Raw genomic sequence first — 12788 nt, forward strand, 5'->3', positions numbered from 1 at the left:
AACGTACTGCTCTGGTAAGCGCCAGCTTGTGAGTAGGCGCTCACCAAGAAACTATGAGAGCAGGCCTAAGGGAAATAAAAATAGCTCGCTCCATAATCACAGGTCTGTTCATTGTCATAAGCATCGACCAACCCTTCAAAAACCTGAGCTTGGCGGCAGCCTTTAAGCCTAGTGGCAGACAGACGGTCATACAGATTCTTGAAGGTCAATAATAAGGTGGGTCGTTACCTTATACAGACAAGCAGCAGAGTATCTGGCTCTGGCTTTAGGTGACGCCCTAGACCTCTCGCTGGCTTTGATAAGTAATGGGCAAGTACTGCGTGATATGACCATCGTCCTGCATGAACACTGGCCTAACGATGGTGAAACAATGACCAAAAAGCGCAACATGCTCCGTACTTTTAGTGTGGGAAGCATAGCGCGGGACGCGAAGCGGCCCTAATGCGACCTGTGCTGCTGCTCGATGTACTGGCGTATGTTCGATATCGACGCCGCGCCCACGTTGCCCGCGAAATAGCTTGGGCTCCATAGGGCGTTATTTAAATACGCAGCCACCACGAGTTCCGGGTACATCAGCCGCAGTCGCCTGCTGGAGACGCCCTTGAGGCTATTCACGAGTCGCGAGAGCGCTACCTTCGACGGATAGTGCATAGCAAATGCACATGGTCAGGCCCGCCATTGAGCTCAATGAGTTCAGATTCAAAGTCCGCGCTGACACTACGGAAAATTCCTTCTGACAAGAAGCGTACACCACCCGCGTCTGTTCAGCTTGCGGCTCCTTAGTAGGACCGCAGGGCGTCAATGGGTTGCGTATAAAAGAATGGACCTGCTGTGAGTGCGGTGTCGCTCACGATCGCGATACTAACGCGGCTAGAAACATTCTTGCGCTCGGGCATGAGCGTCCATCTGTGGGAATCCCCGTCCTTTAGGCTGGGGAGGATGTAAATGGCAGGCATGAGCAATTACGTACCTGTAGTGAGCGCAGGCTAGATACTTCTGGGTTCGGTTACTCCCAGCATCACTGCATTACCTGCCTGCGCTCATCAGTAAGGCTTCGCTAGTGATGCTTAGTCCAGTAGATCTGCGGGTACGTTGCCGCCGTTCTCAGCCAGCTTTTGCAGTACAGCTTTGTGCAGCCACATGTTCATCTGCGCGGAGTCCTGCAGTTTGTCTGCTGGGCAGTTCAGTTCTTTGGCGAGCTCCTGACGAGCAGACAGGCTGCTGTCCAGGTCAAGCAGCTTGAGCAGATCGACGATGGACGTTTTCCAGTTGAGCTTTTCGGCATGGTTGGCTGCCAGCCCGTCGAGCTTGGCAGCCACATCCACCTGACTGATAGCCTGTGGTGCGGCTCCGGTAGCTGTATCCGTGGACGAGGATGACGTACCAGCGGGCGTACCTGCCGCTGCATCAGTGCTGCCCGGCTGCTGCGCGGTAGGTTCGGCAGCGTGTGCTTCTTTACCAATACCAAGCTTGGACAGGATATTGCCAAATAGACTCATATAAACTCCTCATCTATCAATCGAGACGGTGACCTGCTTGTGCAGGGCTTGCCTATCTTCCGACCGCTGTGTCGAGGAATTAGTTTGAAATAAATGCCATTAGTTTGAGACCAGACCCAACATCTTCATTCCTGTTGGTGTTACTTCTCCTTCGGAATAATGGAGATGGCACCATTTTTCTCCAGAATCGCATATTTGATCTGATCCATTCGCTCAAGCCCATGCGTGGTACGGGCCGCCTCCAGAAGGTCCTCCTCGGCCAGACGTACCTTGTTCAGTCTCGCCTTGAGCACCTGTCCATTCTCCACAATGATCATGGGCATCCCGTCTATGAACCGCGCAAGCTTGGGGGACCGCTCCTTGACCAGCGATAACCCGATATCGATGACTACCAGGGTCACGATGATGAGCGCTGCGTTGGTTACGGAAAAATCATCGCCCAGCAACGCCTGTTGGGTCGCCTCGCCAATAATCAGAAGTAGCACAAAATCAAACGTTGTGATTTCAGCCAGGGTACGCCGCCCGGCAATCTTGAAGATAATAAAGACCACCAGATAAACCGCCGCAGCGCGTAATACCGCGTCCATGATTGCTCCTTACGGATAAATGAATTGCGTCAGTTGCAGGGCGGGCCCTGAAGTCAGCGTTGAAACGACACTGCGAGACAGACCAACCCCCTGTGCCCGAAGACTCAGGTGCGTCTGGACCCAGCCTCGATCATCAGCCAGGTAGGTAAGGCGCATCCCTGAACCGTAGCTGCGGGATTCGACTGGCTCGGGTTGCAGGCTGTCGACACTGAATGAGTCCAACAAACTGCCGTCGAGCAGGATGGTCGCTTTTCCATCTGCTCCAGCCTTGGCCTTGATGGTGACCGGCATGGATGCACCATTACGTGCAAAGCGCTCGTAGACAATGATCAGTTCGCCATCAGGACTCTGGATTTCGGTATGACTTAGTGGACCCTTGGAAAACAGACCAAGCAACGTCAGGATGACAATGGCGCACAGCATGTACCAGCCTATACGCTCGATCATCCAGATCCGTTTCTGTACGCAAAGGTCTTCTTGGATCGGATACTGGCGGCTGGAAAATTCGTTCTTATCGTCTGGCGTTGACATATTTACGTCCCTGACCTGTTGTTACGGTTGAAAGCCGGGACACTCATTAGTTCTGCGCGTACACGCCGTGCCTCGCCTCATCCCCCTATCGCAGCACACCGCATACGGCGGCCAGAAACCAAGCCCTTAAGCATTACGTCTGCAACATCAGGTAATACCTTAAGGGTGCACCATGACATTCAATGAACTTTCGGCAAAACTCTCAAATTGGGCAGGCCAGGCCCGCACGTTTCAGCTGGCTGTCACAGGCATCATTCTCTGGGCTGTCTTTCATTACAACGATACGTGGCAGCTGATCATCAACACCTCCATGACCATCATTACGTTTCTCATGGTGTTTCTGATCCAGAACACACAGAACCATGACAACGTTGCCCTGCACATCAAGCTCGACGAATTCTTGCGCGTTACCCAAGGCGCACAGGATCGCCTGCTCCACTTAGAAAATCTCGACGTCAATGAACGCAAAGCGCTGCACAAGAAGTATAAGGGAATAGGAAAGAGACCAGTGCGCTCAAGCGTCGGGACCCGGAGGCCGAAGAAAAGACTGAGCAGGCCTAAACAACGTGACACCAATCACATTTATAAAAATCCAACCTCAGTAATGGCACTAAAGCATCATCTGATCATTGACATGTAAATAAATCCTATAACCGCCATTAAGTTTCAAGCGTAGAAAACGATAACCCCTCCAATGCGGTTCTCTGCGCAATCGACTTAATGGTGGTGCTTGATGCCTTCCTCTGATGTTTCTCTCGATCATTCCATTTCTGGAGCTTCCAACCACGCCTCAACGACAGGTACTGTCTGGATTCCGCTTGCGCTGTGTGGCGTAGCTGGCGGAGCCGGAATTGTCTGGGCAGGAAACGCTTCCTCGTTGAGCTGGGTGCTGGCAGCTGCGCTACTGGTTGCAGCCGGGCTTTTGGCTGTCTGGGGCCAGGCGCGCCAGCAGCAGGTGCTGAAAGCACTTTCTGCCTCACAAAGCGAGGCACGCGGCATGACCGGCAAAAAGGCCCAAGAAGGTGCTGTGGACGGGATCTGTATTGAAGTGCTCCCGGTGTGGGCACAGCAGATCGAAACAGCGCGTAGTCACACGGAAGAAGCCGTTACTCAACTGACTCATCGCTTTGCTGAGCTGGCAGGCCGTATTCAAATGTCAGTCGAAGGGTCCCATGATGGCAGTGCTCAGGCGCTTGTTGCGCTCCTGTCCTCCAGCCAGAACGAACTCAACGGCATCATTACCGGCCTGCGTGAAGCCTTGTCAAGCAAGGCAGTGCTCCAGCGTGAAATCACGCAACTACATGAATTTACCGGCCAGCTTCAGGCCATGGCCAAGGATGTTGCCGATGTTGCCAAGCAGACGAACCTGTTGGCCTTGAACGCGGCTATCGAAGCTGCACGTGCAGGCGAGGCAGGCCGTGGATTTGCGGTAGTCGCCGATGAAGTTCGCAGCTTGTCGACTTTGTCAGGCAACACCGGACAAAAGATCAGCGAAACGGTGGATACCGTTAATGCCGCCATTCGCCGCACCCTGGAGGCGTCCGAGCAGTACGCCCGTCAGGATGCTGAAACCCTGGCGAACTCCGGAAACGTCATCGAAAACGTCATCACCCAGTTCAATGCCAACGCCAGTCATCTGGTGCAGCAGAGCAACACCTTGCGCGAGCAAAGTGAAGCCGTGGGCGCTGAAATCTCGGACGTCCTGGTAGCCCTGCAATTCCAGGATCGCGTCAGCCAGATGCTGAGCCATATCCGCAATGATTTGAACAAGCTGGAGCAGCGCCTGCTTGACCGGCGTACTCAGGCCGCGCAGGGCGAGGCGTTGAAGCCGATCGACACCAAAGCCTGGCTTGATGAGCTGGCCAGGACGTATACCACAGCGGAGCAGCTGGCTGTCCATCATGGCAAAACGCCGGCCTCGGCCGCTTCGTCCGATATCACCTTCTTCTAAGCCACACTTCTGTTCGAGACCATTATGAGCACGAAAAAAACCGTTCTTATCGTTGATGACTCCATTTCGATCCGCCAAGTCGTCGGCATGACACTCAAGGGCGCCGGCTACGACGTGATCGAGGGCTGTGATGGCAAGGACGCATTGGGCAAGTTAGACGGCCGCAAGATCCACCTGATTATCAGCGACGTGAACATGCCCAATATGGACGGCATTGCGTTTGTTACAGCAGCCAAGAAGCTGCCGGCCTACAAGTTCACGCCGGTCATCATGCTGACCACCGAGTCGGGCGCCGACAAGAAATCAGCCGGTCAGGCCGCAGGCGCCAAAGCCTGGATGGTCAAGCCTTTCCAGCCCGCTCAGATGCTGGCGGCTGTTTCCAAACTGATTCTGCCGTAACCCTGCTACGAGATCGTCACCATGACCGAAGCCGCTATTGAACTGCATCACCGTGTGGCCCTGGATGGCCCGTTGACTATTTATACAGCAGCTGAGAGCAAGGCCAAGGTGCTCGATCCGCTCAAGGCCAGCGCACAGGTCGAATTTGATCTGGCAGGAGTAGATGAATTCGATTCGGCTGGCCTGCAGCTGCTCATCCTTGCAAAACAGGAAGCAGCCAGGCGTGGCTGCTCGCTTAGCCTGTGCAATCACAGCCCTGCGGTTGTGGAGTTGCTTGAGCTAAGCGGGCTAGTCAGCTTTTTTGGCGACCCTCTTCTTATTCAGCCGCATCTCGCTTGAGGCCACGCCGTGAATATCGATGACGTGTTAAAGATTTTTATTGCCGAAAGCCAAGAGCTTCTCCAGCAGATGGAAGATGCTCTGTTGCAGATCGAGCAGAACCCGCATGATCCAGACCTGATCAATGCGATTTTCCGTGCTGCCCATACAATCAAGGGTTCAGCAGGCCTGTTCGGGCTGGACGGTATCGTCAGTTTTACCCATGTGGCAGAAAGCGTTCTGGATCGCATTCGCAGTGGCGAGCTTGCCTTCAACGATGCGTTGGCCGCCCTATTCCTGCAGGTATGTGATCAGCTCAACGCTCTTATTACGCATGTAGAAGCTGGCGGCTCGCTGGATGAATTGGAGCCGGCACTGCACAAGCAGGGTACAGCCCTGGTCGAGACCTTGAGCCAGTATCTGTCTGGCAATGCCGTACCGACCTCGATTGTGGAAGCGGCTGCGCCCGTGGCCCGTGAGATCAGTGACAAGCCTGGCGAGCATTGGCATCTGTCACTGCGCTTTGGTCCCGATGTGTTACGCAATGGCATGGATCCCTTAGCGTTTTTACGGTACCTCAATACCTTCGGGCAGATCACTCATATCGTCACGCTAACTGAACATGTTCCTACGGCTGACGAAATGGACCCGGAAACCAGCTATCTGGGTTTTGAAGTGGCGTTTGCAACGGATGCCGATAAGGAAACGATTGAAGGTGCCTTCGAATTTGTCCGTGAAGACAGTCAAATTCGTATCTTTCCACCGAACAGCAAGACGGCCGATTATATCCAGTTGATCAACGAGCTACCGGAAGAAGATCTGCGCCTGGGTGAAATGCTGGTACGTTGCGGTGCGTTGACACAATCGGAGCTGGAAAAAGCACTTCAAAAACAGTCAGAGCCAGAAGCAGAAGCAGCGCCTATTGGTCAGGTACTGATCAATGAGAAGAATGTCCAACCACAAGTCGTGACCGCTGCGCTGCAGAAGCAAAAGCAGGTCAAGGACAACCGGACAGCTGAAGGTAACCTGATTCGAGTGGATGCCAACAAGCTTGATCAGCTTATTAACCTGATCGGTGAGCTGATTATTGCAGGGGCCGGTACCCAACTAGCCGCTCAGCAAAGTGGCGTTGCCCAACTGGTAGAGTCTACTGGCGTACTGTCGCGCTTGGTGGAAGAGGTACGTGATTCAGCCTTGACCCTGCGAATGGTACAAATCGGCACGACATTTAACCGCTTCCAGCGCGTCGTGCGTGATGTGTCCAAAGAGCTGGGTAAGGACATCGTTCTGGAAATCAGCGGTGGTGAAACCGAACTGGACAAGACTGTAGTCGAGAAGATCGGCGATCCGCTGACCCACCTTATTCGCAACTCCATGGATCATGGTATTGAGCCGGCCCCTGTTCGCCTCGAGCGTGGCAAGCCTGCCCAGGGTACGGTGCGCCTGAATGCGTATCACGAGTCCAGCAGCATTGTCATCGAGGTATCGGACGACGGTGGTGGTCTCAATAAAGATCGCATCCTACGCAAAGCCATAGAGCGCGGACTCGTCAGCGACAACCAGAGCCTGACCGACAAGGAAATCTTCAACCTGATTTTCGAGCCTGGTTTTTCTACCGCCGAGCAAGTCAGCAACCTGTCCGGTCGTGGCGTTGGGATGGACGTGGTAAAGAAAAATATCACGGCTCTACGTGGCACAGTGGATCTGGACAGCGTTGAAGGCATAGGCACTACGATTAGCATCCGCTTGCCCCTGACACTGGCCATTATTGATGGCTTCCTGATTGGCGTTGGCAAAGCCACCTATGTGGTTCCACTGGACATGGTTGAGGAATGCATTGAGCTGACCAGCGACCAATCCTCTGCAGCCAGACAAAGTACGAGCGATTACATCGATTTACGGGGCGATGCCCTGCCCTTCATCCGACTACGTGAATTGTTTGCCGTTGAAGATGAACCGCCACGCCGTGAAAACGTGGTTGTCGTGAACTACGCAGGTAATCGTGCCGGCTTGGTCGTAGATCAACTCATGGGTGAGTTTCAGACCGTTATCAAGCCACTCGGCAAGATTTTCGATAACAACCGCGCCTTGGGCGGCTTCACCATATTGGGTAGTGGTGCCGTGGCGTTGATCCTCAGTGTGCCGGGAATGATCGGCACAATTACACAAAGGCAGGCCGCTTCCAGCGCCGCCATGACCATCAATTCCTGATTGAGACAGCTATCATGAACGAAACGAAAAAAATGGTGCTGCTGGTAGTCTCTGCATTACTAGGCATCCTGGTCCTGGCCGGCGCTGCGCAGTACCAGATCAGCCGAGTATTCGAGGCAGCAAACTTCGGCAACGAGAACGCAGTGCCGAGCTTATTGGCTATCGCAGCGGTCAACGATCCTACCAATAAGTCTGTAAGAGCTATGTTCCTTCACTTACAGAGCAACGATGCCCTTGAGAAAGGGCAGCTGGCTCAAGAAGTCCATGACCTGCAGAATAAGGTCCAAAACGCTCTGAAAGACTATGAAAATTTCCTAGCCAACGATGAGGATCGTCGCTTGCTGGAGCAGGACCGTGAAGCCATCGGTGCCCTGTTCGCCCTTCAGGATAAATTGCTTCTGCTGTCCCAGCAGGGACAACTGGATCAAGCCAGGGAAATACTGATGGCTAACCGTCCGGTTTTCACCAAGCTGGCCGAAGCCTTGGGTACTCATCGTGAGTTCAATCAGCGCCTGGGTGAACAAAGTGCTCAGCTGGCAGCCAGCATTAAGACCAATGCAACAATTACATCCATTGTTATCGCCCTGGTGACTCTGCTTGCTATCGGCTTTATTGGTTTCGTCATCATCCGCAGCCTGCAAAAAGTCGTAGCCGTAGCCAATCGCGTGGCTAAGGGCGATCTGCCGGATGACATTGTAGTCAAGGCAAGCGATACAACTAGCCTCATGGCGGCCATGAGTCGCATGGTAGGTACGTTGCGCAATCTGCTCAACGAGATGAATCACATGTCCAAGGAGCACGACAAAGGGGAAATAGATGTTTTCATTCCCGCTGACCGCTTCGAGGGCAGCTACCGCACCATGGCACAAGGCGTAAACACCATGGTGTCCAGCCATCTCGAAGTCCAGCAGAAAGCCATGGCATGCGTAAAAGCCTTTGGCGAGGGCAATCTGGACGCCTCTCTTGAGCGCTTCCCCGGCAAGAAGGCGGTGATCAACGATAACATCGAGCAGGTACGTGCAAACATCATGCAGCTGGTCAATGAAATGCAGCGCATGTCCCGTGCTCATGACAAAGGTGACATCGACGTCTTCATCGAAGCAGCCCGTTTTAGCGGCTCTTATCAGGCGCTGGCGGAAGGCATCAACACCATGGTCGATGGCCACCTTGAGGTGCAACGCAAGGCCATGGCTTGTGTACAGGCTTTTGGCGAAGGTGATCTTTCTGCACCGCTGGAGCGCTTCCCAGGTAAAAAGGCAATAATCAACGACAATATCGAGCAGATACGGGCCAATATCCAGCGGCTGGTAGATGATGCCAGCGCGCTCAGCAGTGCAGCCATGGCAGGCCAGTTGGCGACCCGCGCCGATGCTGGTCAGCATAAGGGTGATTTCCGCCGTATCGTCGAAGGCATCAACGGGACGCTCGATGCGATTGTCAGCCCCGTTAATGAGGCCATGAGCGTTATGGCCGGCCTTGCCCAGGGTGACCTCAGCCGCACGGTACAAGGTAATTACCAGGGTCAGCTCTTGGAACTTAAGCAATCCATTAACAGCACCGTTGGCAAGCTGAACCAGATTATCACGGACGTTCGCGACTCGGCCGATGCACTGGCCAGTGCGTCAGAGGAGATTTCAGCAACTGCCCAGTGCATGAGCCAGGCCTCCACAGAGCAAGCGGCATCGGTTGAGGAAACCAGCGCGTCCATGGAGCAGATGTCCGCTTCTATCGGCCAGAATACCGAGAACGCCAAGGTCACTGACAGTATGGCCAGCAAGGCTGCCCAGGAAGCATCCGAAGGTGGCAAGGCCGTGAAGGACACGGTCGCAGCCATGAAGACCATTGCCGACAAGATTGGCATCGTGGACGACATCGCCTACCAGACCAACCTGTTGGCCTTGAACGCGGCGATCGAAGCGGCACGTGCCGGTGAGCATGGCAAGGGCTTTGCGGTTGTGGCGGCTGAAGTGCGCAAGCTGGCCGAGCGTAGCCAGATTGCAGCCCAGGAAATTGGCAACGTGGCCAAGGGTAGTGTTGACCTTGCCGAGCGTGCCGGTACGTTGCTGGACGAAATTGTGCCCTCGATCGGCAAAACGTCCGATCTGGTACAGGAGATTGCGGCCGCGTCGGAGGAGCAGAGCTCAGGTGTCAGCCAGATCAACGCGGCCATGGGTCAGCTGAGCCAGATTACGCAACAAAATGCTTCAGCCTCTGAAGAATTGGCGGCAACGGCCGAAGAAATGAGCAGTCAGGCTGAGCAGTTGCAGCGTCTGATGAGCTTTTTCAGCAGCAATGGCCACACGGCTACGGCAGACCTTCAACGTGCGTTGGACCATACTCGTCCACTCACGGAGCAGGTACGTACTAAAGCTCAGGCTCATCCGCATGCTGCAACGGCATCTGGAGCGTTACCGGAAGGCTTCATCCGCTTCCAGGGCTGATGATCATACAGGGCGCCTGCATCTTCCGCAGGCGTCCCTTTTATCTAGATATCTAACCCAGGTTGGCCAGAGGCTTACCTGTGAGGCTGATCATGACTGTTTCAAGGAAAATGCTTCTTCTGGTGTTCTCAGCCCTGTTTGGCATTGTGCTATTGGCAGGGACAGGTCAGTACCAGATCGGCCGCGTATTCCAGGCGGCTAACTATGGCAATGACAATACAGTGCCTAGCCTATTGGCGATCAATGAGATTAGCCAAAGCGTTGATAGCTCCATCAAGAATTTTTACGTGCACATCTTAAGCACTGACGCGGCTCAAATGGCGCAAGTCGATGAGACACTGGCGTCTATTCGCACAGATATTGACCGGGGCTTGAGGCACTATGAAACCCTACTGTCAAACGATCAGGACCGCCAGTTGCTGGCTAACGACCGGGAAGCGTTGAAAGGCCTAAAAGAACTAGAGAGCAAGGTGCTGCCCTTGTCACGGGAAAACCGTACTGAGGAAGCTAAATCAACGCTCTTGGAAAATCTTCAAGTCATTGAAAAAGTTAGCCAGGCACTTGATGCTCACGTCAGATTCAATGAGCAACTCGGTAAAGAAGGCGCCGCGACCGCAGTAAGCCTGAAAGGAACTGCCACGCTTATCTCTATCATGATTGCGCTGGCTACACTGGTAGCCGTAGGCCTGATCGGCTTTGTGATTACCCGCAGCCTGCTTCGCCAACTTGGCGGCGAGCCTGCTGACGTTGCAGCCATGGCCAATCGTGTTGCGGCCGGTGACCTGCCTAGCGAGATTGCGCTAAAGAAAGGCGACTCAACTAGCCTCATGGCAGCCATGAGCCGTATGGTGGAAACCTTACGCGGCCTGCTCAATGAAATGAATCGCATGTCCACCGAGCACGACAAGGGCGAGACCGATACCTTCATTCCGGCTGATCGCTTCGAGGGTAGCTACCGCACAATGGCGCAAGGCGTGAACGATATGGTCAAGGGCCATATCGATGACCAGCGTAGTGCAATGGCCTGCGTAAAAGGCTTTGGTGAAGGCAACCTGGACGCACCTCTGGCCCGCCTGCCGGGCAAGAAAGCATTCATTAACGATAACATCGAGCAGGTACGTGCCAACATCAAGGCACTGATTACCGATACCCAGCAACTCAGTCAGGCGGCAATAGCCGGTCAGCTCGATGAGCGAGCCGACGCTTCCCAGCACCAGGGTGACTTCCGCCGGATCATCGAAGGCGTCAATGGCACATTGGACGCCATCGTTGCACCACTAAGCGAAGCCATGGACGTCATGGGGGCGCTGTCAAACGGCGACCTAGGCCGTACGATTCAAGGCGATTACCAAGGTCAGCTCTTGGAACTCAAGCAGTCGGTCAACAGCACCGTCAGCAAGCTGTCCCAGATCATCATGGATGTGCGTGATTCGGCCGATGCATTGGCCAGTGCGTCAGAAGAAATTTCAGCTACGGCGCAAAGCATGAGCCAGGCGTCCTCTGAGCAAGCGGCATCGGTTGAAGAGACCAGCGCGTCCATGGAGCAGATGTCTGCTTCCATTGCTCAGAATACCGAAAACGCCAAGGTTACTGATGGCATGGCCAGCCAGGCTGCTAAAGAAGCCGTTGAGGGTGGTCAGGCGGTTCGTGAAACCACTTCTGCTATGCAAAGCATTGCCGAGAAGATCGGCATTGTGGACGACATTGCCTACCAGACCAACCTGCTGGCCTTGAACGCTGCGATTGAAGCCGCACGTGCCGGTGAGCATGGCAAGGGCTTTGCGGTAGTCGCTGCTGAGGTGCGCAAGCTGGCCGAGCGTAGTCAGGTTGCCGCTCAGGAAATTGGCAACGTTGCCAAGGGCAGCGTTGCCTTGGCCGAGCGGGCAGGCACGCTGCTGGATCAGATCGTTCCGTCGATTACCAAGACTTCCGACCTGGTACAGGAAATCGCTGCTGCGTCAGAAGAACAAACTTCAGGTGTAGGTCAAATCAACTCCGCGATGGGTCAGCTCAATCAAATTACGCAACAAAACGCTTCAGCCTCTGAAGAATTGGCGGCAACGGCCGAAGAAATGAGTAGCCAAGCAGAAAAACTGCAGCAACTGATGAGCTTCTTCTCAGCTCATCGTGCCGCGGCCGATCTGCAGCGCGCCATTGATCATGTAAGGCCGGTTTCTAGCAAGCCGAGCCATAGCAGGGAGCGGGTCATGGCGCAACGTCCACTTCGTACAGGCTCGTCACCGGAAGGATTCGTCCGGTTCGAGGAATAAGACATGAGTACCGATGTGACTACTGCGTTGCTCTCTTCAAGCGGTGAAGCCGAGCGTCAACACCTGACCTTTGTAGTAAACGGTGAGACCTTTGCCGTGGATACGCTGTGCGTACGGGAGATTATTGAATACGGCCAGCTTACTGTCGTTCCGCTGATGCCAGCGTTTATCTGCGGAGTAATCAACCTGCGCGGCGCCGTCGTGCCAGTCATTGATCTGGAAGCACGGTTCGGAGGCACTCGTACGGCTGTTACATCGCGGACCTGCGTCGTCATCCTCGAGACTGTAGATGACGATCAACCCCAGGTCATTGGCGTGGTGGTTGACGCTGTAAGTGAAGTGCTTGAAATACCTCTGGAGCATGTCCGTCCGACTCCGGCTTTCGGCAGCTGCATCCGGACTGACTTCATTCAGGGCATTACCAAGATCAAGGACGAGTTCGTGGTCCTGCTGAACGTCAGCCAAGTGCTGTCCATCAGCGAAATCGCAGGACTCGTCAAAACCCCAGAAACCGCTATGGCCTTCGGCAGCGCGCGTGCAGCGCTTCCGCAGCGCTCGTTGTAACCTTTCGGAGTCATAGC

9 protein-coding genes and 6 pseudogenes are annotated in these 12788 nt (G+C 54.4%); 11 read left to right on the forward strand and 4 right to left on the reverse strand.

The annotated features are described in order from the left end of the window. Positions 1–438 precede the first annotated feature (438 nt). Positions 439–725: pseudogene (gene tnpA / locus AC4LF3_RS21985) on the reverse strand (IS200/IS605 family transposase); the annotation flags it as partial. Positions 726–752: 27 nt separating this feature from the next. On the opposite strand from tnpA, the pseudogene AC4LF3_RS21990 reads away from it, so the two are divergent. Then, a pseudogene (locus tag AC4LF3_RS21990) lies at positions 753–929 on the forward strand (zinc ribbon domain-containing protein); the annotation flags it as partial. A 138-nt stretch (positions 930–1067) separates the two neighbouring features. Here AC4LF3_RS21990 and AC4LF3_RS21995 read toward each other — a convergent pair. The 3 genes from AC4LF3_RS21995 to AC4LF3_RS22005 form a co-directional block, all read right to left on the reverse strand. Next, the gene (locus AC4LF3_RS21995; protein ID WP_010798861.1) at positions 1068–1499 is read right to left on the reverse strand and encodes a DUF3597 domain-containing protein; all 432 of its coding nucleotides are present in this window, start codon (positions 1497–1499) and stop codon (positions 1068–1070) included. A gap of 140 nt (positions 1500–1639) precedes the next feature. Then, the gene (locus AC4LF3_RS22000; RefSeq protein ID WP_197873443.1) at positions 1640–2086 is read right to left on the reverse strand and encodes a DUF421 domain-containing protein; all 447 of its coding nucleotides are present in this window, start codon (positions 2084–2086) and stop codon (positions 1640–1642) included. A gap of 9 nt (positions 2087–2095) precedes the next feature. Continuing rightward, positions 2096–2617, reverse strand: a complete 522-nt coding sequence (locus AC4LF3_RS22005; RefSeq protein WP_019366683.1) for a hypothetical protein — start codon at positions 2615–2617, stop codon at positions 2096–2098. 172 nt (positions 2618–2789) lie between these two features. On the opposite strand from AC4LF3_RS22005, the gene AC4LF3_RS22010 reads away from it, so the two are divergent. The 10 genes and pseudogenes from AC4LF3_RS22010 to AC4LF3_RS22055 all read left to right on the forward strand — a co-directional run bounded on the left by AC4LF3_RS22010 (position 2790) and on the right by AC4LF3_RS22055 (position 12771). Continuing rightward, positions 2790–3257: a low affinity iron permease family protein gene (locus AC4LF3_RS22010; RefSeq protein ID WP_491836743.1), complete on the forward strand. Its 468-nt coding sequence runs from the start codon at positions 2790–2792 to the stop codon at positions 3255–3257. A gap of 513 nt (positions 3258–3770) precedes the next feature. After that, a complete protein-coding gene (locus AC4LF3_RS22015) occupies positions 3771–4568 on the forward strand; it encodes a methyl-accepting chemotaxis protein (RefSeq protein WP_491836856.1) in 798 nt (265 codons plus the stop codon). A 24-nt stretch (positions 4569–4592) separates the two neighbouring features. Next, positions 4593–4967, forward strand: coding sequence for a response regulator (locus AC4LF3_RS22020; protein WP_019366686.1), 375 nt, complete (start codon positions 4593–4595; stop codon positions 4965–4967). 21 nt (positions 4968–4988) lie between these two features. Next, positions 4989–5306, forward strand: a complete 318-nt coding sequence (locus AC4LF3_RS22025) for an STAS domain-containing protein (protein ID WP_010798855.1) — start codon at positions 4989–4991, stop codon at positions 5304–5306. Positions 5307–5315: 9 nt separating this feature from the next. Beyond that, the gene (locus AC4LF3_RS22030) at positions 5316–7496 is read left to right on the forward strand and encodes a chemotaxis protein CheA (protein WP_150346246.1); all 2181 of its coding nucleotides are present in this window, start codon (positions 5316–5318) and stop codon (positions 7494–7496) included. 32 nt (positions 7497–7528) lie between these two features. Further along, positions 7529–9010: pseudogene (locus AC4LF3_RS22035) on the forward strand (MCP four helix bundle domain-containing protein); the annotation flags it as partial. A 54-nt stretch (positions 9011–9064) separates the two neighbouring features. Next, positions 9065–9937: pseudogene (locus AC4LF3_RS22040) on the forward strand (methyl-accepting chemotaxis protein); the annotation flags it as partial. A gap of 92 nt (positions 9938–10029) precedes the next feature. Further along, positions 10030–11277, forward strand: a pseudogene (locus AC4LF3_RS22045) (MCP four helix bundle domain-containing protein); the annotation flags it as partial. Between the two features lie 57 nt (positions 11278–11334). After that, a pseudogene (locus tag AC4LF3_RS22050) lies at positions 11335–12207 on the forward strand (methyl-accepting chemotaxis protein); the annotation flags it as partial. A 3-nt stretch (positions 12208–12210) separates the two neighbouring features. Continuing rightward, entirely contained in the window at positions 12211–12771 is a 561-nt protein-coding gene (locus AC4LF3_RS22055) for a chemotaxis protein CheW (protein ID WP_491836744.1), read from the forward strand. The last annotated feature ends 17 nt before the right edge of the window (positions 12772–12788 follow it).

It is taken from the genome of Pseudomonas sp. C2.3V, from assembly GCF_058536325.1.